Source organism: Micromonospora sp. RB23 (assembly GCF_053585025.1).
The window spans coordinates 3,660,597-3,685,096 of sequence record NZ_CM132111.1 but is presented as its reverse complement, the minus strand read 5'-3'; the positions used below and the strand labels follow the sequence as shown (position 1 = coordinate 3,685,096).

18 protein-coding genes are annotated in these 24,500 nt (G+C 72.5%); 6 read left to right on the top strand and 12 right to left on the bottom strand.

What is annotated here, in order from left to right:
• Positions 1–28: 28 nt before the first annotated feature.
• From ACTFTM_RS17065 to ACTFTM_RS17045, 5 genes are all read left to right on the top strand, one after another.
• Positions 29–2,929 (top strand): helix-turn-helix transcriptional regulator, encoded by a 2,901-nt coding sequence (locus ACTFTM_RS17065; RefSeq protein WP_449561460.1) that lies wholly within the window; start codon positions 29–31, stop codon positions 2,927–2,929.
• 136 nt (positions 2,930–3,065) lie between these two features.
• Positions 3,066–3,836: a DUF5995 family protein gene (locus ACTFTM_RS17060; RefSeq protein WP_449561459.1), complete on the top strand. Its 771-nt coding sequence runs from the start codon at positions 3,066–3,068 to the stop codon at positions 3,834–3,836.
• A 360-nt stretch (positions 3,837–4,196) separates the two neighbouring features.
• Positions 4,197–4,598: a hypothetical protein gene (locus ACTFTM_RS17055; RefSeq protein WP_449561458.1), complete on the top strand. Its 402-nt coding sequence runs from the start codon at positions 4,197–4,199 to the stop codon at positions 4,596–4,598.
• An 87-nt stretch (positions 4,599–4,685) separates the two neighbouring features.
• Complete coding sequence (locus ACTFTM_RS17050) at positions 4,686–6,782, top strand: amino acid transporter (protein WP_449561457.1); 2,097 nt, start codon at positions 4,686–4,688, stop codon at positions 6,780–6,782.
• 170 nt (positions 6,783–6,952) lie between these two features.
• Positions 6,953–8,464: a hypothetical protein gene (locus ACTFTM_RS17045; protein WP_449561456.1), complete on the top strand. Its 1,512-nt coding sequence runs from the start codon at positions 6,953–6,955 to the stop codon at positions 8,462–8,464.
• Positions 8,465–8,554: 90 nt separating this feature from the next.
• On the opposite strand, the gene ACTFTM_RS17040 is transcribed toward ACTFTM_RS17045, so the two are convergent.
• Positions 8,555–9,514: a TIGR03557 family F420-dependent LLM class oxidoreductase gene (locus tag ACTFTM_RS17040; RefSeq protein ID WP_449566659.1), complete on the bottom strand. Its 960-nt coding sequence runs from the start codon at positions 9,512–9,514 to the stop codon at positions 8,555–8,557.
• Between the two features lie 448 nt (positions 9,515–9,962).
• Here ACTFTM_RS17040 and ACTFTM_RS17035 point away from each other — a divergent pair, with 448 nt between their 5' ends.
• The gene (locus tag ACTFTM_RS17035) at positions 9,963–10,328 is read left to right on the top strand and encodes a hypothetical protein (protein WP_449561455.1); all 366 of its coding nucleotides are present in this window, start codon (positions 9,963–9,965) and stop codon (positions 10,326–10,328) included.
• A 206-nt stretch (positions 10,329–10,534) separates the two neighbouring features.
• Here the strand turns inward: ACTFTM_RS17035 and ACTFTM_RS17030 are convergent, their stop codons facing one another.
• The 11 genes from ACTFTM_RS17030 to ACTFTM_RS16980 form a co-directional block, all read right to left on the bottom strand.
• On the bottom strand, positions 10,535–11,353 hold the full coding sequence (locus ACTFTM_RS17030) for a class I SAM-dependent methyltransferase (RefSeq protein ID WP_449561454.1): 819 nt from the start codon (positions 11,351–11,353) through the stop codon (positions 10,535–10,537).
• A 64-nt stretch (positions 11,354–11,417) separates the two neighbouring features.
• Positions 11,418–12,188: an ABC transporter ATP-binding protein gene (locus ACTFTM_RS17025; RefSeq protein ID WP_449561453.1), complete on the bottom strand. Its 771-nt coding sequence runs from the start codon at positions 12,186–12,188 to the stop codon at positions 11,418–11,420.
• Positions 12,188–12,931, bottom strand: a complete 744-nt coding sequence (locus tag ACTFTM_RS17020; protein WP_449561452.1) for an ABC transporter ATP-binding protein — start codon at positions 12,929–12,931, stop codon at positions 12,188–12,190. Before ACTFTM_RS17020 ends, ACTFTM_RS17025 begins: the two co-directional genes overlap by 1 nt.
• The gene (locus tag ACTFTM_RS17015) at positions 12,928–13,938 is read right to left on the bottom strand and encodes a branched-chain amino acid ABC transporter permease (protein WP_449561451.1); all 1,011 of its coding nucleotides are present in this window, start codon (positions 13,936–13,938) and stop codon (positions 12,928–12,930) included. The genes ACTFTM_RS17020 and ACTFTM_RS17015 overlap by 4 nt, the downstream gene beginning before the upstream one ends.
• On the bottom strand, positions 13,935–14,831 hold the full coding sequence (locus ACTFTM_RS17010; protein ID WP_449561450.1) for a branched-chain amino acid ABC transporter permease: 897 nt from the start codon (positions 14,829–14,831) through the stop codon (positions 13,935–13,937). The genes ACTFTM_RS17015 and ACTFTM_RS17010 overlap by 4 nt, the downstream gene beginning before the upstream one ends.
• Complete coding sequence (locus tag ACTFTM_RS17005; protein WP_449561449.1) at positions 14,828–16,021, bottom strand: ABC transporter substrate-binding protein; 1,194 nt, start codon at positions 16,019–16,021, stop codon at positions 14,828–14,830. The genes ACTFTM_RS17010 and ACTFTM_RS17005 overlap by 4 nt, the downstream gene beginning before the upstream one ends.
• 40 nt (positions 16,022–16,061) lie before the next feature.
• Positions 16,062–16,466 (bottom strand): roadblock/LC7 domain-containing protein, encoded by a 405-nt coding sequence (locus ACTFTM_RS17000; protein ID WP_393051501.1) that lies wholly within the window; start codon positions 16,464–16,466, stop codon positions 16,062–16,064.
• Between the two features lie 16 nt (positions 16,467–16,482).
• Positions 16,483–18,939: a sensor histidine kinase gene (locus ACTFTM_RS16995; RefSeq protein ID WP_449561448.1), complete on the bottom strand. Its 2,457-nt coding sequence runs from the start codon at positions 18,937–18,939 to the stop codon at positions 16,483–16,485.
• A 179-nt stretch (positions 18,940–19,118) separates the two neighbouring features.
• Entirely contained in the window at positions 19,119–19,598 is a 480-nt protein-coding gene (locus ACTFTM_RS16990) for a helix-turn-helix transcriptional regulator (protein ID WP_449561447.1), read from the bottom strand.
• A 242-nt stretch (positions 19,599–19,840) separates the two neighbouring features.
• The gene (locus ACTFTM_RS16985; RefSeq protein WP_449561446.1) at positions 19,841–21,133 is read right to left on the bottom strand and encodes a cytochrome P450; all 1,293 of its coding nucleotides are present in this window, start codon (positions 21,131–21,133) and stop codon (positions 19,841–19,843) included.
• 372 nt (positions 21,134–21,505) lie between these two features.
• Positions 21,506–24,421, bottom strand: a complete 2,916-nt coding sequence (locus ACTFTM_RS16980) for a glycosyl hydrolase (protein WP_449561445.1) — start codon at positions 24,419–24,421, stop codon at positions 21,506–21,508.
• Between the last annotated feature and the right edge of the window lie 79 nt (positions 24,422–24,500).

Sequence of the window (24,500 nt, the reverse complement as noted above, 5' to 3'; positions counted from 1 at the left end):
CGGGGGGCGGGTGATTAGGCTGCGTGCCATGGCCAGCGATGTGGACACCGCACCGCTCGTGGGCCGGGCCGAGCTGGTGCAGACGGTTCGGTCGGCGCTGCTCGGTGACGTGGCGCAGGGACAGACGGCCGCCGTCTTCCTGACCGGCGAGAGCGGTGTGGGCAAGACCCGGATCCTCGGCGAGGTCGGCGTCCGACTGCGCGAGGCGGGCGCGCTGGTGTTGACCGGCAGTTGCCTGGACATCGGCGACGCCTCGCCGCTGCACCCGTTGCTCCAGGCGCTGCGGCGCTTCGACGCCGACCTGACCGCCGCGCAGGCGCGCACCTCCTCGGCCGTACGTGGGCTGTTGCAGGTGTTCGCCGACGAGACCGGCGGCCCGGACGGCGCGGGCACCCTGCTGGAACGCGTCTCCCGGGGTCTGCACCTGATCGCCGAGGGACGACCGCTGGTGCTGATCCTCGACGACCTGCAATGGGTCGACCGCAGCACCCGGCAGCTCCTGCTGTACCTGCTGGCCGGTCTGGGTGACCTGCAACTGTCGGTGCTGGCCGCGGTACGCGCCGAGTCGTTGCAGGGCGCGCACCCGCTGCGCCGCGTGCTCACCGAGCTACGCCGGCTACGGACGGTCCGGGTGCTCGACCTGTCCCCGCTGGACCGGGCCGGCACCGAGCAGCTCGCCGCCGCGGTGGTCGGCCGTCCGCTGCCGGTCGAGGCGGCCGAGCAGGTCTGGCAGCGCAGCGGCGGCAACCCGTTCGTCATCGAGGAGCTGGCACGCGACCTGCGTGACGGGCGGGACGGGCTGTCCGAGACGCTGCGCGAGATCTTCCTCGACCGGGTCGACGCGCTACCGCAGCACGCGCACTCCGTGGTGCACGCCGTGGCCGCCGGCGTGGAGCCCGTGCAGCACTGGCTGCTGGCCGAGGTGCTGCGACTGCCGGACGGCGAGTTGATCGAGGCAGCACGGGCCGCGGTCGCACACCGGTTGCTGGTCAGCGCCGACGACGGCTACCGGCTACGGCACCGGCTCGTCGCCGAGGTGCTGGCGCACGAGCTGCTGCCCGCCGAACGCTCCGGGCTGCACCGCCGCTACGCCGAGGCGCTGACCGCGGCGCCGGGTGAGCTGCACCAGGCCCGGCTGGCGCATCACTGGCGGCTGGCCGGCGAGCCGGCCCGGGCGTTGCCCGCCGCGGTGGGCGCCGCGCAGGAGGCCGAGCGGCTGCACGGTTACGCCGAGGCGCACCGCCACTGGACGGCCGCGTTGCAGCTCGCCGCCGACTCCGGCTCGCCGAAGGTGGACCGGGTGGAGCTGCTCGGCAACGCGGCCGAGGCGGCCCACCACTGCGGGGAGCACGCCCGCGCGTTGGCGTTGCTGGAGGAGTTGGCCGAGGTACGGGGTGGCGCGCCGAGCTGCGCGCTGCACATCCGACGGGCGCGATACCTGGCCGCCGCGGGCCGCTCCGCCCTCGCCGAAGAGGAGTACGAGCGCGCGCTGAAGGCAGCCGACTGCTCGCCACGGGACCGGGCCACCGCCGCCGCGCGGCTCGCCGAGCTGCTGCTGCACCTGGGCCGGTACGCCGACGCGGGCCGGCGTGCCCGGGAGGCGCTGGCGTTGGCCGCCGAGGTGGAGGGGTCCACTACGGAGGTGGTGCTCGCCAGCTCGGCGCTCGGTTTCAGCGACGCGTACCTGGAGGACCCGGACGCCGGGCTGGCCGTCGTGCGGCAGGCCCTCGAGACCGCCGAGTCCTCCGGCCAGCCGGAGGACGTGGCGTGCGCGTATCTGCACCTGGCGGAGCTGTTGACCGGGCCGCTGAACATCCTCGAAGAGGGTGTGGTGGTGGCCCGTCGGGGCGCCGAGCGGGTGGCCGAGCTGGGCCTGGGGCGTACCTATGAGACCCGGCTGTTGGCCATCGCCACCAACGGGTTGTTCCGGGTGGGGCAGTGGGCCGAGGCGGAGAAGGTGGTGGCGGCCGCGCTGCGGCACCGACCGTCCGGGGCGGACGCCGTCGAGCTGCTGCTCGCCCGCTGCCGGCTGTCGGTCGGCTACGGCGACATCGCCGCCGCCGACCGGGATCTCGACGCGGTGGCGACCGTGCTGGCCGGTGGCGGCGCCCGACACGTCATCCCGCTGCTCACGCTGCGCGCCGGCCTGTCCATGTGGGAGGGCCGCCACGACGTGGCGCGTCAGGCCGTGCAGCGTGGCCTCACCGAGAGCCGCTCGGACGACGTGACGATCCTGTCCGCGCTGGTCTGGCACGGGTTGCGCGCCGAGGCGGAGGCGCACGCCAGCCGTACCGTCGAGGTGGACCCGACGGCGGTACGCCGGTTGCGGGACGTGGCCGAGCGGGTGGCGCGCAAGAGCGCGTCCGCGGCCCGACCGGTGCGGTCGGTGGTGGACGGTTTCCTGGCGTTGTGCGCCGCCGAGGTGAGCCGCCTCGACGGCAGTGACCCGGAGCTGTGGGCCGCCTCGGTCGCGGAGTGGGACCGGCGTAACCATCCCTACCCGGCGGCGTACTCCCGACTGCGCCAGGCCGAGGCCCTGCTGGCCCGCCGGAGCCGGGTGGCCACCGCGGGCAAGTTGCTCCGGGAGGCGTACCGGGTCGCGCAGGGGTTGGGCGCGGTGCCGCTGACCTCGGAGATCCGGGAGTTGGCCGGGCGTGCCCGGGTGTCTCTCGCGGAGCGGGACGGCGCCGACGGTACGCGCGCCGCCGGGTCGGTCGAGCCGGTCGACGACGAGTTGGCGAGTCTCACCGCGCGGGAGCGGGAGGTGCTCGCGCTCGTCGCGGAGGGGTTGACCAACCGGGAGATCGGGCAGCGACTGTTCATCAGCGAGCGGACCATCGGCGTGCACGTGTCGCACATCTTCGACAAACTCCAGGTCCGCACCCGCGTGCAGGCGAGCGCGATCCACCTGCGCAACGCGCGCGGCTGACCACACCACTACGTATCCCCGGCGCGCGTGTGCGCCGGGGATACGTCGTTCTACTGATCCCGGCGGCGGTTGCCGGCTGAGAGGCTGTGCCCCGTCGACGGCGTCGCGGAGGCGCACCGACCATGATGGAGGAGAGATGACCGAACCGGTCTGGGGGCCCGTGCACCGGGACATCGTCGACCTGCTCGCCGATCACCCGGCGGACGTGCCGGCGGTGGTCGACCATCTCACGAAGCTCCAGGACCTGCTGGTGCGGTTGCCTCCGCTGGAGGCGAGCTGCCCGCTCGCCGACTTCAACAGGCTGTACCTGACGATCACCAGCAGCGTGCTGGACGGCCTGTACGACGACCGTTTCGTCGATCCGGTCTTCCTGTCCCGGCTGGATGTCGAGTTCGCGGCCCGCTACTTCGACGCCCTGCGGCTCTGGACCGACTCCAGCCCGGGCACGCCGAAGGCGTGGTCGTGTCTGTTCTCGCGGATGCGGGGGCCCGACGCCCGCCCGCTGCCGTCGGCGGCGGCCGGTGTGAACGCGCACATCAACTTCGACCTGCCGTTCGCGTTGGTGACGACGTTCGACCACCTGGAGTCGGAGCCGGTCGACGGCACCGACCAGCACCACGACTATCTCGAGATCAACAACATCTTCGCCGACAAGATCCCCGGTCTGCGACGGGGCTACCTGGAGCGGTGGCAGCTGCTCATCGACATGCTCAACGGCGACATCGACGACTGGTACCAGGGGGAACTGGTCGAGTACACCCGCGATGTCGCCTGGCGCAACGCGCAGAAGATCTGGCGGTGCCGGCACGATCCGGACGCCCGAGAGTGTGAGCGTATGCGGTTGGACGACAACGCCGCTGCGCTCGGACGGTTGCTGCTCTCGCCCCTCGGGGCGTTCCTGCAGTAGCCGGGACGGGGGGTCCCCGCGCTCCGCCCGTGGGGGCGGCGGAGCGCGGGGGCGCAACCGCCCCGCCCGCTCCACCTACCCGCGCAGCCGGCCGGTGCCGCCGGCGGCGGGGAGTCAGCCGGTCGGCTCCGGGGGGTGTCGACCGTCTGCCGTCGTCGGCCGGCCCGGGGGGTGCCGGCCGGCGACGGGGGAGCGGCGGGCGCGGCGAATCCGGGGGTGTCGGCCGGCCCGTTCCGGGTACGCCCGCGCCATGACCGTCCTGGCCCGGCGTCGTCCCGCTGCCCGACCTCGTCCCGCGCGGCCCGGCCCGCTGCGCCCGGGCGGCCCGGTCTCGCGGCCCTCGGCCCGACCGGGTGCCCGATGACCGACGCTCCGACCCGGTTTCCGTTCCGCTTCGACGTGGCGTTCCGTCCCGCACTGGCGCTGGTGGGGGTCCGGCCGGCGACGGCCTGGGTGGCCGTCGACGATCGGGACCTGACGATCCGGTACGGGCCGTGGCGGCTGCGCACCGGCCGGGACAACGTGCTCGGCGCCGAGGTCGGCGGGCCGTACCGGTGGTGGCGGGTTATCGGTCCGCACCTGTCGCTGGTCGACGGCGGCGTGAGTTTCGGCAGCAGCACGGCCGGCGGGGTCTGCGTGCGGTTCGGCGTGCCGGTGCCGGCTCTGGCGCCCGGGGGCTGGCCCCGGCACCCGGCGGCCACGGTCACGGTGGCGGACCCGGCGGCCCTGGCTCGGCTGCTCGCCGGACCGGACCTGCCCTGAGCAGCGCATATACCTACCCGGTTCGGCTGCTCGGGCCGTGCGCCGGCACCTACGGTCGGATCAGGACCTGCGAGGGTGGGACGGGCGATGGCTGACGAGCACCGGGCGAGACCGCGACGCTGGGGCGGTCGACGCCATGCGCCGACCGGGCCGGACCCGGCCCTGCGCGCGGCCCGCGACCCGGCCCGGCCGCACCCGGGCGGCCGGCAGGGTGTCGTGGTGCCGGAGCGGGTGAACAGTCCGGCCCGTTCGACGCCGCCGGCCAGCCCGCTGCGGCGGTGGCTCTTCGAACACCAGGTGCAGCCGCCGGGCCCGGAGACGAGCGAGGGGCAGAACCGCAGGCACGCCTGGTGGCAGGTGATGTGTCTGACCGGCGTGGACTACTTCTCCACCCTGTCGTACCTGCCGGGAATCGCGGCGGTGGCCGCCGGCGCGCTGTCTCCGCTGGCGACCCTGCTGATCGTCGCGCTGACCCTGTTCGGCATGTTGCCCATGTACCGGCGGGTGGCCCAGGAGAGCCCGCACGGGCAGGGCTCGGTGGCGATGCTGGAACGACTGTTGCCGTTCTGGCGGGGCAAGATCTTCGTGCTCGTGCTGCTCGGGTTCGTGGCCACCTCCTGGATCATCACGATCACCCTGTCCTCGGCCGACGCCACCGTGCACCTGCTGGAGAACCCGTACCTGCCGGACGCCCTGCACGGCCCGGCGGTGCCGGTGCTGGTCACCGTGGCGCTGCTGCTCGTCCTCGGCGGGGTGTTCCTGCTCGGTTTCCGTGAGGCCGTGGTGGTCGCCATCCCGTTGGTGGCCGTGTTCCTCGTGCTCAACGCGGTGATCGTGGTGGTCGCGGTGGTCCGGATCGTCGGCGACCCCGCCATCGTGTCCAACTGGACGGCAGCGTTGACGGCGAGCGGCGGCGGACCCGCCGACGTGCTGCTCACCGCCGTGTTGGCGTTCCCGCTGCTGGTGCTGGGGTTGTCCGGCTTCGAGACCGGAGTCAGCATGATGCCCCTGGTGGCGGCCGACGGACCGGACCGGCCGGCCCGGCTCGCCGCCCGCATCCGTAACACCCGGCGGCTCCTCACCACCGCCGCCCTGATCATGTCGGTGTACCTCATCTCGACGACGTTTGTGACCACCGCGCTCGTCCCGGCCGCCGAGTTCCGGCCGGGTGGGGCGGCGAACGGGCGGGCGCTGGCCTACCTGGCCCACACGTATCTCGGTGAGGCGTTCGGCACCGTGTACGACCTGAGCAGCGTGCTCATCCTCTGGTTCGCCGGCGCGTCGGCGATGGCCGGGCTGATCAACATCGTGCCCCGCTACCTGCCCTCGTACGGCATGGCCCCGGAGTGGGCCCGCGCCGTACGACCGGTGGTGATCGTCTACACCGTCGTCAGCGTCGCCATCACGGTCGCCTTCCGCGCCGACGTCAACGCCCAGGCCGGCGCGTACGCCACCGGCATCCTGGCGATGATGGTGTCCGGCGCGGTGGCGGTGGCCATCTCGGCGGTCCGGAGCCGCCAGCGCGGCGGCGCCATCGGCTTCACGGTGCTGACGCTCGTGCTGGTGTACGCCCTGGTCGAGAACGTCATCGAGAAGCCGGACGGCATCACCATCTCGGCGCTGTTCATCCTCGGCATCATCGCGGTGTCCCTGGTCTCCCGGGTCACCCGCACCACCGAGCTGCGCGCCGAACGGATCGAGTTCGACGAGCAGGCCCGACGGTTCATCACCGAGTCGCTGGCCCACGACGGGCAGTTGCACCTGATCGCGAACAAGCGCCAGGGCGGGTCACTGAAGGAGTACACGCTCAAGGAGCGGGCGCAGCGGGGCATGAACCCGGTGCCCGGCGCGTCCGACGTGCTGTTCCTGGAGATCGACGTGGTGGACCCGTCGGGGTTCAGCCAGGTGCTGCGGGTGCACGGGGTCGAGGTGGGAGGTTTCCGGGTGCTGCGGGCCAGCAGCGCGGCCGCGCCGAACGCGATCGCCGCGATCCTGCTGGCGCTGCGTGACGCGACCGGGGTACGTCCGCACGCGCACTTCGAGTGGTCCGAGGGCAGCCCGATCGCGCACCTGCTGCGCTACCTGATCCTCGGCCGGGGGGACACCCCGCCGGTCGTACGGGAGATCATCCGACGTACCGAGCCGGACCCGCTGCGCCGTCCCGGCATCCACGTCGGCGGGTGACGACACGCGCTGTCTGATGCCGAAAAAGATGAATGGCAGCACTATTCACGTTCACACCTTCCTGTCCGTATTGCGGTCATATCGTGACTTCTGGTGGTCGGCGGCACGTCCGGCCCCCCGCGCCCGAATGGGACGCGGTCACGGCACGTACGCAGGAAGGCAGGCACCGGATGTCCACGTACCGACCAGGAGACCGCCCAGCTCGACCTCGACGGCGGTCCCGATGGTTCTTAGCCGGCGGGCTCCTGGCGGGGAGCCTGGTGGTGGGCGCGGCCGGGGTGGCCGGCGTAGCGGCCGCCGCCGACCGTGACCTCTCCCTCGGAGTCCTGGGCAGGTTGACCGCCGCCGACGGCGACGACCGGCGCTCCGGCGACCGGTCCAGCCCCGAGCGCGGCGGGGACGACGCCGAGCGGGCCCGGCCGCAGACGCCGGGCACCGGCAAGCGCGGCGTGGTCGAGGTGCCGTGCGACGCGGCGAAGCTGGTGGCCGCATTGGTGGCGGCCAACGCCGAGGGCGGCGGCGAGCTGCGGCTCGCGCCCCGGTGCCGGTACACGCTGACCGAGGCGTTCCACGAGACGGACCAGTACGACGGCGGCATCCGCGACGCCCGGGAGCAGGCCGACGCCGCGGAGACCCCCGGCGACGCCGACGCTCCGCCGCACAACCCGGCCGACGACACCGCCGGCCTGCCGGTGATCTACCAGCCCATCACCATCGACGGCGCCGGCGCGACCATCGCCCGCGACGCCCAGGCCGAGGCGTTCCGCTTCTTCACCGTCCGTGACGGCGGCGAGCTGACCCTGCGCGACGTCGAGCTGCACAACGGCCGCTCGGCCATCGAGGGCGGCAGCGTGCACGTCGTGCACGGCGCGACGGCCGTGGTGGAACGGGTCACCGTCACCCAGAGCACGTCGCTGTCCCCCGAGGGCGGCGGCGGTGGGATCTTCAACGACGGCAACATGGTGGTCACCGACTCCACGTTCATCGGCAACAGCGCCTCCGGCGCCGCGGGCAAGGGCGGGGGCCTGCTCAACGGCGGTGTGCTGACGCTCAAGCGCTCGGAGTTCCACCACAACAGCGCCAACGGCTACGGTGGCGGACTCGGCAACTATCGGGGCGCGGCCGACGTCGAGAGCACCAGCTTCGCGCAGAACAGCGCCGGGCAGGGCGGCGGCCTGGCCAGCTTCTCGGCCCGGACGAAGGTGTTCGACACCGAACTGCTGAACAACACCGCGCAGGTCGGCGGCGGCGCCGCCAACTCCGACGCGGTGCTGGTGATGCGCAAAATGACCATCCGCGGCAACACCTCCACCGTCAACGGCGGCGGTATCTCGACCGTCAAGGGCCTGCTGCCCCTTGACGACAGCGTGGTCGCCGGCAACACCACCCACGGCATCGGGGGCGGCATCTACACCGAGAAGTCCAACCTGCTCGTACGCGGCAGCGACGTCACCGGCAACGAGGCGGTCGGCGCGACCTCCAAGGGCGGCGGCATCTTCGCCACCGCGGGCGCGGTGGCGCTCTACACGAGCAAGGTCACCCACAACGCGGCCACGGTGAAGCCGGGCGGCATCTTCGCCCAGCACGCCCAGGTCAAGATCGACGACGAGAGCGTGGTCGTCGAGAACGAGCCGACCAACTGCGAGGGCAGCGCCGTACCGATCGCGCACTGCTTCCGCTGAGTCCCGACCTCGTCATCCATCCTGAGCGCAACCGCCCGCCCGGACCGGCTGTCCGGGCGGGCGTGCTCGTGCGTGGGCGGGGTGCGCCGCTCACCCCGGCGCGCGCAGCCGGCCGGACAGTTCCGTGGCGAAGAAGCTGAGGAAACCGTCGGGGTCCGGACCGGCGTTCTGTAGCACGATGTGGTCGAATCCGGCGTCGACGTAGGACCGCACCTTCGCCAGGTGCGCCTCGGGGTCGGGGCCGACGGCGAACAGCGCACGGATGTGCTTCTCCTCGACGTGCGCGCTCGCCGCGTCGAAGTTCACCGGGTTCGGCAACTCGCTCATCACCTTCCAGCCGGTGACCAGCCACCGGCTGGTCTGCAACACCGCCTGCACGGCCTGCTGCTCGTCGGTGGCCCAGGCCAGCGGCACCTCGGCGTAGCGGGGGCCCGATCCGCCGGCGCGCCGGTAGTGCTCGATGATCGAGGCGTCCGGGTCGGTGGCGAACAGTCCGTCGCCCAGTTCGGCGGCGAGCCGGGCCGACGCCTCTCCGCTGGCCGCGACGGCGATCACGGGTGGGGTGTCCGGCAGGTCGAAGACCCGGGCGTCCTCCAGGCACAGGTGCCGACCCTCGTACGACTGGTAGCCGCCCTGCCAGAGCAGGCGGATGATCTCCAACGCCTCGCGCAGCCGCTCGTGCCGTCCCCGTACGCTGGGGAAACCCTGCCCCACGACGTGTTCGTTGAGCCGCTCACCGGCCCCGACGCCGAGGGTGAACCGTCCGTCGGAGATCAGCCCCATGGTCGCCGCCGCCTGCGCGATGATCGCCGGGTGGTAGCGCACCGTCGGGCAGGTGACGCCGGTGGCGAGGCGCAGCGTGGTGGTGCGCGCCGCGATCGCGCCCAGCACGCTCCAGGTGAAGGATGAGTGGCCCTGCGCCTCCAGCCAGGGGTGGTAGTGGTCGCTCATCTCGACGAAGTCGAAACCGGCCTGCTCGGCCTGGACTGCCTGCCGGATGATCTCCTGCGGCCCGAAACCCTCCGAGGCCAGCTTGTAGCCGATCTGCATTGGCACGCCCCCGATTCCTCCCGGCCCTGACGCCAGTCGGTTCCCGACCGCAAGACCGACAAACCAGCCCCATGGACCCGCCCGTAGTTTCCAGACCGAAGAACAACGGTGAACAGTTGATTTAGCGCTTCACCTGGGGCCGCTTGCTCAAACCGGGGTTCCCGGGGCACGCAGCTCCGGCCGTCTTCCTCTCGCCGGCGCTGCGGGCCTTGGCAGCCACCTGGGTCGGCCCGAAGTGGTGCGGATCCGGCCCCGGTGCCCACGTCGGTGAGTGGGTGGAAGGTCGAGACCGGTCACGTCTTTGTTTCCGGCCGGGGTCATGTGTGGAACTTTGGCCCATCCGTAGATCTGCATTCATCGATGCAATCGATCACTGGCTGTTAGTAGCCTGCTGCGGACCGTCCGGTCGGATGTCTCTCGTGTTCAGCAATCGATGGGAGAACCAGGCGTGCAGAAGAAGAAGTTGTTCATCAGCAGCGCAGTGGCACTATCGGTCAGCGGTCTTCTGCTGGTCGTTCCTCTGAGTGGGGCGAACGCGGCTGACACCAGTCCCGCCGCGGGTAAGAAGCCGTCCGGGATGACTGCGCTGTCTCAGACGACAGGGACTCCCGTAACAGTGGCGGCGGGTGCGAACAATATTTCCTTCGCCACCTGCCCCGCCGGCACGATCATCACCGGGGGAGGCGGACAGACATCCGCGTTCGACATCTTCCTCACTGACTCGTTCGCGTCGGGCAACGGCTGGGCGGTACGCGGCTCCAACCGGGGGACCACGGCTCAAACCCTTACGGCCGTCGCCGTCTGTCTCGGGTAGACCAGCTAGCAGATGGGGCCCGTTACCTCCCCGGCACCGGGGGGTAACGGGCCCCGCGGCCATCCTGGGCGTTGACAAGCTTCCCGGCCGCCCACGCCGGCCCCCCGTCGATCATGAAGTTGTGGTCAGCCCGGCCGGTGTGTCGGGTCACCAACTTCATGATCGACGACGCCGGCCGGGACGGGAGGGTGGTGTCCTAGGACGGTTTAGGGGGTGTGGGTTCGGGCACGGCGGCGGCCTCGGGTCGAGACGAAGTGATAACTCATGACCGCGAACGCCGGATCGCGGACGAGCCGACGGAAGGCGGTGAGCTGCTGCGGCGACAGCCCCGCCGCCAGCAGGTCCGGCTCCAACTGGCGGGAGTTCGTCTCGTAGAGCGACGTGCCGGTCGACCCGCCGGCCCAGCTCTGCGAGTGGGTGACGGTGTCGACGTCGGTCAGGCCGGCGAGGGTCATCTCGGTGTGCACGTCCTGCGCCCACCCCAGATCGGCGCCGTGGTCCTGGAGCACCCCCATCATGGTGTCCATCACCTGCGCGAACAGCTTCGCCGCGTCGTCGCTGGGCGCGGTCAGCACCCGCACCGGCGTGGTGCAGTCGAACTCCTCGACGACCAGCCAGCCGCCGGGGGCCAGCGCGCCGGTGAGAGTACGCAGGACCCGCCGGCGCTCGGGCAGGTGCAGCAGCACCAGGCGGGCATGGATCAGGTCGAACGCGTCCCCGGGCGGGAGGTCCGCCCGCACGTCGTGCCGGCGCACGCTCAGGTTGCCCTCTGCCACCAGGTGCGTGGGGTCGATGTCGGTGGCCAGCACGCGGCCGTCCCCGCCGACCGCGCGGGCGATCCGCCGGGCCATCGAGCCGCCACCGGCCCCGACCTCCCAGCAGCTCGACCCGAGGCGCAGGACCGGGCGGGCCAGGCGGCGCATCGTGATCGGGTCCAGGAAGGACTCCAGCGCCCGCATCTGCGGTACCGCGTCCGGTGCGCCGTTGTCGAAGGTGTACGTGCTGTCGCTGGTCGGGGTCGCCATTCGTCTTCCGCCTCTCCGAGTGGGTGACTGCGGGTCGTCGGTCCGGGGCAGGCGGACCGGGTGTCTACGGGGTGTCGGCCCAGAGCCGTGGGGTCGCTCCGGTGCCCGGGGGTGTGCGGGTGGCGGTGATGCCGACCATCGCCTCCAGGCGGCCCGGGTCCCGGCGTGCCTCGGCGGTCGGCCGGTCGTAGACCACCCGGCCGTACTCCAGCACCGCCACCCGGTCGGCGATCTCGATCGCGTGGCGGAGTTGCTGCTCGACGAGCAGCACGGTCAACCCGTTCGCGGCGAGGTGACCGACGAGGTCGCGGACCCGCGCCGCCAGGTCGGGCGCGAGCCCTTCACAGGGTTCGTCGAGCAGCAGCACACGTGGTTGGCCGAGCAGCGCGCGGGCGATGGCCAGCATCTGCTGCTCGCCGCCGGAGAGTTCGCAGCCGCGGTGTCGCAGCCGTACCGCCAGGCGCGGCAGCAGCTCGAGAATCCGGGCCACCGTCCAGCCCTCGCCGCCGGGTGTGGCCGCCCGCCACGGCCCCGCCGCCAGGACGAGGTGCTCGGCCACCGTCAACCGGGAGAAGACCCGACGACCCTGCGGTACGAGGCCGACGCCGGACTGGGCGACCCGGTGGGGTTGCCGTCCGGCCACGTGGACACCGCCGATCTCGACGCGCCCGCTGGAGGCGCGTACCAGTCCGGCGATGGTGTGTACGAGGGTGGTCTTGCCGGCGCCGTTGCGGCCCACCACGGCCTGGATGGTGCCCGGCGGCACCCGTAGGTCGACGTCGTGCAGCACGGTCCCCCCGGCGTAGCCGGCGCAGAGCCGCTCCACGTACAGCATCAGGACACCCCGTCGGCGTAGGCCCGCCGCACCAGCGGCGAGGTGCGGATCTCGTCCGGTGTGCCGGCGGCCACCTTCCGGCCGTCGCGCAGCACGGTGACGGTGTCGCAGAGGGCGTACACCAGGTCCAGGTGGTGCTCGACCAGCAGCACGGCGACCTGCCGGGGGAGCGCCGCCAGCAGCTCGGCGAGCCGGCCGACCTCGGTGGCGGACAGTCCGGCCGCCGGTTCGTCGAGCAGCAGCAGGCGGGGACGGCCGGCGAGGGCCATCGCGATCTCCACCTGCCGGCGCTGCCCGTGTGCGAGCTGACCGGCGGGTACCGTCGCGAGGTCGGACAGTCCGAGCTGGTCGAGCAGTGCGGTGGCGCGCCGCCGGGCGGCGGCCCGGGTTCCACCGGGCCACCAGCGGTGTGGCCGGATCGTCCGGGGCAGGGCGGCGACCTCGATGTTCGCGCTGACGGTGAGGGTCGCGAAGACGGCGGGCCGCTGGTGTGTCCGGTCGATGCCGCGGCGGGCCCGTGCGGCCGGTCCGAGCCGGCTGACGTCGCTCCCCGCGAAGCGCACCGTGCCGTGCTGCGGGCGGGTCGTGGCGCCGAGCACGTTGAGCAGGGTCGTCTTGCCGGCCCCGTTGGGCCCGATCAGGGCGTGGCGCTGCCCGTCGTGCACGCACAGGTCGACGTCGGTCAGCGCGGCGAGTGAGCCGTACCGCACGGTGACCTTCTCGGCGCTGAGCAGGCAGGTCATACCCGCAGCTCCGGTGTGCGGGCGGCCGCCGGGGCCGGGCGGTCCAGCGCGGGGACGGGTTGCCGCGACCCCGGTCGGCGAACCCGTGTGACGCCGGTGGGCAGCAGGTAGACCGTCGCCACGAACAGCACGCCCAGCACCAGCGGCGCGTGACCGGGCAGCACCCCGAACAACCAGTCGCGTACGGCGATGACGAGGACCGCGCCCACCAGCGCGCCGCCGACCGACGCGGTGCCGCCGATGACGACGCCGAGCAGCAGGATCGCGGACGTGTCGAAGCCGAAGTCGGCGGGGGAGATGTACTGCTGGGCGACGACGAGCAGGGAGCCGGCCGCGCCGGCGATCGCACCGGCGGCGACGTGCGCGCCGGACAGGTGCAGCGGCACCCGGTGCCCGCTGGCCCGCAGTCGTGCCTCGTCGTCGCGGCCGGCGCGCAGCACCAGCCCGAACCGGGTCCGCATCAGCAGCAGGACCGCGCCGACCAGCGCCACCACGACGATGAGCGTGTAGACGTAGCGGGCCCGGTCGGAGGCCAGCACCGGCAGGCCCCACAGCGGACGGACCGGCGTGATCCCGGCCAGGCCGTCGGTGCCGCCGGTCACCGACCGCCAGCGTCCGAGGACGGTGACCACGAGTTCGCCGATCGCCAGGGTGATCATCAGGACGATGACGCCCCGGGCCGGCACGACCAGCGGCAGCGTCACCGCGGCGAGGGTCGCCCCGGCCAGCGCCGCCACGGCGACCTGCACCACGCCGACGTCGGAGACCTGGCTACCGAGCACCGCGCTGGCGTACGCGCCGGCGGCGTACGGGGCGGTCTGGCCCAGTGTGGGCATGCCGGCGACGCCGGTGAGCAGCGCCACGCTCACCCCGACCAGGCCCAGCGCGAGGGTCCGGGCGAGGATCGCCGCGGTGTAGTCGTCGACCACCCACGGGGCCACGACCAGGCCGGCGAGCACGAGCGCCGCGACGGCGGCACGTGCCCGGCGGAGCAGCCCGTCCCTCACGCCGCCGCCCACCGCAGGGCCAGGCCCCGCGCCCGCACGGCGAGCACGGCGGCCATGGCGGCGAACAGCAGGAACGGTGCGGCGGACGGCAGCAGCGCCACGCCCAGGGTCTGGATCTCGCCGACCGCGAGCGCCGCGAGCAGGGTGCCCACCATGGACCCGAGGCCGCCGAGGACGACGACGACAAGTGACAGCAGCAGCACCGTGTCGGCGGTGTCCGCGCCGGGGCCGATGATGGGCGCGCCGAGGACCCCGGCCGCGCCGGCCAGCGCGCCACCGGCGGCGAGCACCCCGACGCGGATGCGTGTCGGGCTGACGCCCAGGCAGGCGACCATCTCCGGGTCGTCCACGGCCGCGCGGACCAGCATCCCGGCCCGGGTCCGCCGCACGACCAGGTGGAGACCGGCGGCCAGCGCCGCCGCCACCACGATGAAGACCAGCCGGTACGCGGCGTAGCGGTGCCCGGCGACCGCCACCGACCCGTCCAGGGCGGCCGGGATCCGTACCTGCGGATCGTCGGGGCCGAAGCCGGCGACGAGGAGGCTGCCGCCGGCCAGCGCCACCCCGAAGGTCAGTAGCGCCTGGGTGAGGTGGTTGCCGGTGGCGACCGGCGTGAGTAGGCCGGCGAGTACCACACCGGCGGTGGCGGCGGCCAGCACACCGACCCCGAGCGCCAGCGCGAGACTCGCCCAGCCACCGTCGAGCACCGCCGCGGCGGTGTAGCCGCCGATCGCGTAGAGCATGCCGTGTGCCAGGTTGAGGATGTTGGCGACGCCGAAGCAGAAGACCAGGCCCGCCGCGGCGACGAACACGAGCAGCCCGTAGGCGACACCGTCGAGCGCCGGGATGAGGTACGGGTCGATCCGGTTCGTGCCGGCCGCCACCGTGATCACCGGCCGACGGTCGCGAGGTCACCCACGACGGTGTTGGACAGCGCCCGGCCGTCCTGGCGGACCTGACGCAGGTACCACTTCTGCACCGGCGAGTGTGTCACCGAGGAGAACTGCCACGCGCCGCGCGGGCTGGCGATCTGCCCGAGCTTGCCGATCTGCGCGTTGATGGCCTCGGGTGTCGGGTCGTCGCCGGCGGCCCCGATGGCGCGGTCGAGCACCGCCGCCGCGTCGTACGACGCCAGGGCGTACGTCGTCGGCGACCCGTCGTGCTTGGCCTTCCACGCCGCGACGAAGTTCCGGTTCTCGGCGTTGTCGAGGTCGGGCGAGTAGTTGAGCACGGAGTAGATGTCCCGGGCCGCCTCGCCCTGGGCGTTGAGCACGCCGCCCTCGGTGAGGAACCCGGCCGCGTACAGGGGGATGTCCTTGATCTCGGACTGCGCGTACTGCTTGACGAAGTCGACGGCGGCGCTGCCGGCGTAGAAGGTGTAGACCGCCTGCGCGCCGGAGGCCTTGATCCGGGCGAAGTACGGCGTGAAGTTGGTGGTGGCCGGGAACGGCGTGAAGGTGGTCTTGCCGTCGGGGTTGGCGAGCGTTCCGCCGGCCTTGGCGAACGCCTCGGTGAAGCCGCGCAGCTCGTCCCAGCCGCCCTGGTAGTCCGGGCCGATGGCGTACACCGCGCCCTTGACGTTGTCCTTGACGTGCTGGGCGATCGCGGCGCCCGGCTCGTCGGAGAGGTACGAGGTGTGCCACACCCGGGAGACGTCCTTGATCTCCGGCCGGCCGTTGGAGCCGACGAGCGGGACCTTCGTCTCCTGGAGCAGCGGGTAGACGCCGGCGACCGAGCCGCCGCCGACGATGCCGGTGAGCGCGGCGACGCGGTCCTGCTTGAGCAGCTTGGTCGCCGCCGGCACGGCGGTCGCGGCGCCGTTGCCCTCGTCGGCGACGACGAGGTCGACCTGCCGGCCACCGAGCTTGCCGTCGTGGGTGTCCAGGTACAGCTCGAAGCCGTCGCGGATCTCCTTGCCGACGGACTGGTACGTGCCGGACAGCGACGCGAGGAGGCCGATCTTGATGGACCCGCCGCCGGTCGTGCCCGGTTCGTCGTCGGCGCAGGCCGTGCTCACGGTGAGCACGAGTGCGAGCAGCGTGGCGCCGACGGCACGACTGCGCGCAGGGGTGGTGAGGGACATGTCGTCTCCAGGGGAAGAAAGGAGGGGGTCGGTCGGTGGGTCAGCGGGTGCGGGCGAGCGCCGCTCGGGCGGCCGGGGTCAGCGCGTCGCCGATCCGGTTCGCCAGCTCCGTCATCTCGTAGGAGACCTTGCCCACGTCGCACTCCGGCGCGGCGAGCACGAGCAGCGACGCGCCGTCGTTGAAGGCCATCGAGAACATGAAGCCGCCCTCGAGCTGGGTGACGTTGGAGATCACCGCCCCGGCGTCGAAGAAGGCCGCCGCGCCCCGCAGCAGGCTGACCAGGCCGCTGCCCGTCGCGGCGAGCTGGTCCGCCCGGTCCGGTGGCAGGTCGCGGGTGGCGGCCACCATCAGGCCGTCACTGGAGATGGCGATCGCATGGCTGACCTCGGTCGCGCGCTCGGCGAAGCTGTCCAGCAGCCAGCCGAGGTCCTGGTGGTCGGTCACGTGCTCTCCCTGTCGGTCACGAGTTGCCGAGGTTGATCGGGGTACGCCGGCGGGCCGCCACTCCGCGCGCGTACGCGGCCATCGCGGTGGCGACCTGGGCCGGGTCGCGGTACTCGGAGCGTTGCTGCGGGGCGGACGGGGTGACGCCGCCGGGCACCAGATGCCGCTGGGGTTGTCGCTTGGGCAGGCCGGCGGTGGTGGTCGTGGCCACCTCGGGCGTCTGCGCCTGGGCGGCGGTACGCCACGCGTCGTCGGCGGGGCTGGACCACTGGCGGCCGTTCGGGGCGTCCACGACGTCGGTGTGGAACCAGTGGTTGACCTGTTCGAAGATGAGCAGCTCCTCGGTCGGCGCGTCGGCGGCGTCCACCCGGGACGTCGGATGGAACACGGGCGCCGCCGGCAGTGTGCGCGGGGCGGGGGCGTGCCCGGCGGTCGGTTGCGGGCCCGGTCGGTACGGGGGCGGGGCGGTGGACGTGCGGGCGGCTCGGCGGGACAGCCGGCCGGGCGCGAGCAGGTACTCCTCCGGCGGCAGCGACCGGATCATGGCCGCGGGCAGCGTCGCCTCGGCGAGGGTGCCGCGTCGGGGGCCACGGCGGAGTTGGACGCTCGCGCCGAGGCGGGCGGCGAGCTGGCCCACGACGACCAGGCCCATGGCCCGGACGGCGGCGACGTCGATGGCGGGTGGCTGCGCCAGCAGCTCGTTGAGTTGCTGCAACCGCTGCGGCGGCAGGCCCACGCCCTCGTCGCTGATCTGGACGATGACCCGGTCGCCGAGGCTGCGTCCGCTCACCCAGGTCTCGCTGCCCGGCGGCGAGTACGCCGTCGCGTTGTCCATGAGTTCGGCGAGCAGGTGCACGACCTCGTCGACGGACTTGGCGGCCACCGCGACGTCGCCGTCGACCATGCCGAGCCGGATCCGCGCGTAGTGCTCGATCTGGGACTGGGCGGCCTGGAGCACCTGTTGCAGGGGGACGTCGTGCTGGCGTACCCGGCCGACGCCGACGCCGCCCAGCACGAGCAGGCTGGCGTTGATCCGGCCCATCCGGGTGGCCAGGTTGTCCAGGGCGTAGAGCTGGTGCAGGCGGTCGGGGTCGGTCTCGTCCCGCTCGACCCGGTCGACCTGTGCCAGCACGGCGTCGACGAGCCGCTGTTCGCGTCGACTGAGGTGGATGAAGATGTCGGCGGTGTTGGCGCGCATGACGGCCTGCTCGGCGGCGGTCCGTACGGCGGCCTGGTGCACGGCGCTGAACGCCTGACCGAGTTCGCCGATCTCGTCGTCGCTGGACGCCTCCAGGGCCGCCGTGGACTGTTGGCGGGCCAGCTCGTCGGGGTCGACGCTGGAGCTGTCGGGACGTTGCAGGCGGGCCACCACGGCGGGGAGCTGTTCGAACGCGACGGCGTTGGCCGCGTCGCGCAGGCGTCGCAGCCGGCGGGTGATCTGCCGGGCGACGGCCCAGGTGACAAGGGCGGTCAGCACCAGCGCCAGCAGTACGCCGACGGCCTCGGCCACGGCCCGGCGGCGCTGGTCGGCGTACGCGGCGCGCACGTCGTCGAGCACCGCCACGTCGACGCGTCCCCGCAGGTCGGCCAGGCGGGCGGCGCGCTGCTGGGTCGTGGTGATCCAGTCGGCGGTGGACAGACGCAGCGGTGACCCCGGTTGGGCGCGGTTCACCTCGTCCTGCATGCGTTGCAGGGCGAGCGCCTCCTTGCCGGTGCCGGCCTGCTCCCACCAGAGGCTCCATTCGGCGGGGGCGAGGGCCAGGAACGACAGGCTGGACTCCGTGTAGCTGGTGCGGGCGGCGGTGATGTCCTGCTGGGTGGCGGGGGTCAGCTCGCCGGCCGCCACGGCCCGCAGGACGGCGACCTGCTGCTGGCCGATCGCCTCGGCGGTCTTCGACAGCGCGGCCGAGGCGCGGATGCCGTCGGCGAGTCGCGCGTTGACGACGCCGTGCGAGACGTTGTCCCGGAAGGTGATCAGGTCGGCGATCGCGATGCGGTAGCTGAACGTCATCGCGGACACCGAGGCGTGCTCGGCCGTGCGGACCTGGGTGCGAAGCGGGGCCAGGCCGTCGAGCGCGGTGTCGACGCGGCGCAGGAGCGCGGCGTTGGCGTCGGGCGGCACCCGGTCGCGCTGGCGGCGGTAGCGGGCGACGGCGGCGTCGGTGGCGGCCATCTCGGTGCCGAAGGTGTCCTGCTGCTCTCCGGCGGCGTTGGTGAGCAGGTCGGCGGCTGCGGCTCGTTCGCGTTGCAGCCGGTACGCCAGGTCACCGGCCTCGGCGCCGAGCCGTGCCAGCACTTCCAGGTCGCTGGCGCGGGTCGTCTGGCGGGCGCTCTCGGTCAGCGCGAGGCCGGCGAATCCGATGACGGCGACAAGTGGCGCCGCCACGATGAGGCGCATCCGCCCGGCGATCTTCCAGCCGCGCTGGCGGGTCGGGTAGGGTCGGGCCGCGTGGGACCTCGTGCTCGACGCCAAGATTGACTCCCGCGACTCGTCGATGACGGTCTATACGCACCTTGCCGAATGCAAGTCCCATTCGGCCGGAACCCGCGCTCGGAGGCCAGACCTCGCGGTGGTACAAACTGGCCGTACCAGCATCTGTACCCAGAGTCAGCGGCCGGTGGCGCGACGCGTCCGGTCGCGGGTGGGCGCGCTCAGCGCTGGTCGTCGAGGCGCTCGGACCCGCGCCGTGGCCCGGCGTCGTCCGCCCCGGGCTGGCTGCTGAGCACCTGGCCGATCAACTCGCGCAGCTCGTCGATGGCGTCCACCACGGCGCCCGGGTCGCGCGCGTCGCGTCGACCGCGCTGGCGTGGCACCGGTGGGTCGAGGAGCGCCCGGTCCGACGATCGTGGGCCTCGTCGTCCGTCGGCCGCCAACTGTTCGGCCGCGACCTGCGGCCACAGCGACGCCAGCCGACCGCCGGTGTCGAGCACGTCGTCGCAGCGGACCGCGAACTCCTGGCTGCCGAAGCGGCGGCCCGACTCCACCGCCGCGACCGTCTCCCGGCTGAACCGCACCAGGTCCGCCAGGGCCCGCTGGGTCAGGCCCCGGCGGACCCGGCAGGTACGTAGCTCCCATCGGAACTGTTGGCTGGCCGCGGAGTGCGCGGCGCTCGGCGGTGGCGTGTGCTCCATGCGCTCACCTTCGTGGCACCCGCGAATCAGCGGCGGGTATCAGATCGATTCTGACCGATGGGCTGGACATTCTTAGGGGGCAATTCTTAACCCTTGACGCGATGGGTGTGAAGACGTGCGCCGCGATGAATTGTCGCGCAATGCGCGAGAGATCCACGCGGCCCGCTCGTCCGCGCCCGACGGCAGCGTCGCACCGATAGGACGCGGGAGGCGTCCGGTCGGTGCCGGTGTGGCCCGCCTCGTCAGGCGGCCTGCACCCTGGCGCGGGCGGCCGCAGTCGCCTCCGGGGCGTCGGCGGGCGTACGGATGTCGATTGTCGCGAGAAGAGCGTGGTGCGCTCGGAACGACACATTCGGTTTGAACGAACGGCGCTGGTCGGGGGACAGGCTCAGGCCGGGAATGGTCGCGGCGAGGTGGGTGAGAGCGACGCCGGCCTCCAGTCGCGCCAGTGCCGCGCCGATACAGAAATGCGGCCCGTGGCCGAACGACAAATGATCGCCGGCATCGGTGCGGTGCGGATCGAACCGGTCCGGCCGGTCGAACACCGAGGGATCCCGGTTGGCCGCCCCGATCATCAGCAGGCAGCGTGCGCCCGCCGGGATGGTGACCTCGCCCAGGGTGACGTCCCGACGGGTCACCCGCAGCCAGCCGTCGATCGCGGGCGCGAAGCGGAGGGTCTCGGTCACGAAGTCGGATACGGATCGCGGCTCGTCGACGAGCGTCCGCCACCGGTGCGGGCTGGACAGCGCGGCGTCGAGCGCGTGGGCGAGCAGGCCGGCGGTCGTCTCGTGCCCGGCCACCAGGAGATTGAAGGCGAGGCTCGCCACCTCCGTCACGGTCAGCACGTCGTCGTCATCGTCGCGGTAGGCCAGGGCCCGGCTGATGAAGTCGTCGCCGGCCGCGCCACTGTCGAGCCGTCGGCGCACCAGATCCTGGCAGTAGCGCCAGAAGTCCAGCAGGCCCCGGGCCAGGCGTACCTGCTCGGCCGGGTCCGGTTGCCCCCAGATCAGGGCTACCTGGCCGTCCGCCCACCGCCGGATCCGGTCGACGTCGGCGTCGGGAACCCCGAGGATGTCCAGGATCACCAGCAGCGGAAGCTCGGTGGTGAACGCGCTGACGAGATCCACCTGCCGGCCCTGCTGGGCGACGAGCCGGGACACCAGCTCCTCGACGCGGCGGCGGACGATCCGGCCGTACTCGGCCTCGGCCCTCTCCGTGGTGTTCGCGAAGGTCGCCCGTAGGGCGCGGCGGGTGCGGGGGTGCACCGGTGGGTCGGCGGCGGCCGTGGTGGGCGGCGCGTCGATCTGCGTGACGACGCTCATCGCCTGCGGGCAGACCTGGTAGACCGGGACGAGGGTCAGGGCGTTGCCGAACGTCGTGGCGTCGGCCAGGGCGCGCCGGACGTCCGCGTGCCGACTGATCAACCACAGGCCCAGATCCTCGGCGTAGAGCACCCGGCCGGGATCGTCGAGAATGCGTCGCCAGGCGAGGCCCGGATCGCTGAGATAGGCGCCTGAGTACGGATTCAACTGCATCGAATGCCTCCTGACACACCGCACGAAATCAGCGGCGCTCGCATTCCGTCCGTCGCGCGAGGCGGGCCGACAATGGTGGCATCCGCCGCCTGCTCCTCACGGTGCGCTGCTCCGATGCGCAAGTCAAGATTGGTTCCTATCTATTTATAGGCGATGGCAATTGTCGAATGCAGAACCGTGTCGGCCCTGGCCGGCTGCACCTTGCAGCCGGACGCTTGCCCATCCGTCGTGCCCGCGCAAACGGCACCCGTCGTCCACCGGAGAGCGCGGACGCGTTCCCCGTTTCCGGCAACGACCGCCCGGGGCCGCGGGTGACGCCACCGCGCCCGCCGTCGGCCGGGGCACGGCCGGCGGCGGGCGCCGATGGACGGATCAGGAGTACGGAAGGCGGAGCACCGACTGGTTGCCGATGCCCAGGGTGGTGGGGTTGTTGCCGATGGCGGACCAGACCTCCACCCGGACCGTGCCGTTGCTCAACGTGCCCAACGTGCCGGTGGCCGAGGCCAGGCCGGCGCTCTGGGTGTAGTGCTCGTAGCCGGGGACCGGGTCGGTGGCGAAGTAGCGCCAGGTCTCCGTCCGGTCCCAACTGCCGTTGCCCGTCAGGTCGTAGGAGACCCGCACCTGCGTGCCGTTGCCGACCGCCGTACCGGCGTCCAGGAACAGGTCGAACGCGGTCTGCCCCCCGGAATAGGCGAGGTTGAGGCCGGTCGCCGTGAAGACCTGGGCGTTCGTCGGCGTACCGTCGTGGTTGCCGTTGGCGGCCGCGACCGTGGTGGTGGTCGCGCTGCCGGCGTTGCCCAGCCCGCCACCGGCGAGCAGGTACCGCGTCGGCGAGCCCGAGCTGGGCGGCGGCGTGGTGGGCGGCGCCGTGGTGGGCGGTGCGGTCGTCGGCGGCGCGGTCGTCGGTGGGGCGGTGGTGGGCGGGGCGCTGGTCGGCGGTACGCCACCCGAGGCGTTGCCGCCGCTCCAGGTGTACGCGCCGGTGGTGGCCGTCCGTCCGGCCCCCACGGTGAGTCTCGTGCCGTTGGAGAACGTGACCGTGATGGGGTTCGCGGTCGGGTTCGACGCCACGTAGGTGCGCGTGCCGTTACGGGAGAAGACCGCGCTGAGCGGGTGGTTGGCGCTGACCGTCGTGTCGACGGTGCCCAGCGCCGCGAGGTTACGGATCCAGTGGAAGGTGTGCGCCCGACTCTCGCCCTCCTCCGGGGTGTAGCCCGGGTTGGCGCGCAGGTTGGCCAGTGCCGCGTCGGGGTCGCCGAGGGCCTGGAACTGCCACAGGATGTCCTGCCACACCGTCGGTGGTCCGCCGTTGTTGCGCACCAGCTCGGCGTAGTTGGTGCGCACGTACGCCGGGTTGCTGCCCAGGTAGAGGTGCCCGCCGGTGACCGGCAGGAGGTTGATGCCCTGGATCATCTCCGGCTCGCCGCTGAACCAGGTGGCGTACGCCCCACCGTCGCCCCAGACCATGCCGACGGTGGAGTGCCCGAAGGCGGTGGGGAAGTTCTGGTCGCTGACGTCGAACCAGTACTCCTGGATCGCGGCGGCCTGCGTCGTGTACAGGAAGATGCCGGCGTCCCGGACGGCGGTGTCGCCGGTGACCTGACCCCACTGGATGAGGGCGTTGGCGAAGTTCATCCCCTCCGAGGAGGACTCCTGGTTGTTGCCGGAGCCGAACGAGCCGTGCCCGGAGGCCCAGTCGTGCCCCGCGTAGATGTCGAAGTCACGCAGGTACGGGAAGCGGGTGTCGTCGCGGCGGTAGTTGTTGGCGTCGCGGATCAGCAGGTCCACCATGCCGCCGTACCGGCTGCTGGCGGCCCACGAGGGGTCGAACTTGGCCAGCGTCGCGGCGGCGGCGATGAAGTAGCCGTAGTGGAAGTGGTGGTCGTTGAGTTCCTGATCGGAGCCGTACGACGCCGGGTAGCCGATCAGAGTCCCCCAGTTGGCGTCGTAGTAGAAGAGCTTGCTGGTCTTGCCCGTGGAGGCGGTGAACCAGTCGGTGAGTGTGGAGCGGATCGCGTTCAGCGCGCTGTCGCGGGTCGTGGTGTCGTTGACCAGGTCGGCGATCTCGGCGATCCGGGCGGCCCGGCCGAGCCCCTTGCCGGTCCAGTACGTGTCGGTGCCACGCTGGTCCATCGGGTTGCCCCGGGCGGCGGCCAGGTGACCCGTCAGCGTGGACAGGTCCGATCCGCTCCCGTCACCGACGGCCGGCAACTCCGGCAGGACGCCCTGGAACGTCATGGCGGTACGGAACTGGCTGATCCCGGTGAGGACCTTCATCCTGCCCCGCGCCGACGGGTAGGTCGGCGTGATCGGGGTCGAGCCGGACAGCGACTTCCACTGGTGCGGGTAGAGGCTGACCACGGTCTGGGTGGCGCTGCCCTCGCGGGCGGTGGTGGTGAAGGCGTACGTCGTGCTGAGGCCGTTTGTCGACGGGTCGTAGGAGTAGGAGACCCGGGTGCCGGTGACGTGGGCGTGCGCGTACCGGCCGTAGGTGGTGGCCAGGTCGGCGCGCTCGCTGGCGCTGCTCGTCGGGGGGAGCAGGGCCACCGAGAAGTAGCCGCGACCGGCCAGGGTGGACGAGACGCGCCCACCGCTGACGGTCCAGCTCGCGCCGCTCGGGGCGTACGCCGCGTAGTCGTGGCCGTTGACCCGGAAGCCGATGGTGGTTCCGCTGTTGGACCACACCTCGGGGGTGCCGGACGTGCCGATCACCGCGTCGCCGCCGCTGGCCTGGAAGTAGGCGAACGGCAGGCCGTGGCCGATGGTCGCGCGCAGGGTGCGGGTTCCGTCGCTCCAGTACGGGCTGACCGTCCAGTCGGTCCAGCCGTCCACCTTGACCTGCGGCGCGGCGAGCCCGGCCACGCCGACGCGGATGTCCTGCACGTACGGGTAGTGGTATTCGCCGACACCGGTCGCGGTGCCGCTGATGGCCGGCGTGGAGTTGGCCGAGAAGCCGAGACCGTCGGTGAACGTGTCGTACGAGGTGGGGTGGGCGTGCAGCGGCTCGCTGAAGGCGCAGTCGGTGCGCTTCCACAGCAGCGAGGACCACCAGTCGTTGGTGGGCACCGCGCCCGAGGGCGCGTTGGCGGTGGCGAACTGCCGGGGGTTGCTGGACATCTGCCCGCAGCCGGTGGGGAGCGCGCCGACCGGGGTGGTGGTGTAGCTGCCGGCGCCGACGGGAGCCGCCTCGGCGGCGCGGGTGACGGGGATCGTGAGGCCACCCACGACCAGGGCCAGGGCGGTGGCGGCGGCCAGCGCCCATCGGCGGAGGGGGACGGGAGGTTTCATGGTGCCTCCATCGCGTGTCCGGGCGCGGACGGTGCCGCCCCGGCGCCTTGCGTCTGAATTGTGGAAAACGTCGATCGAG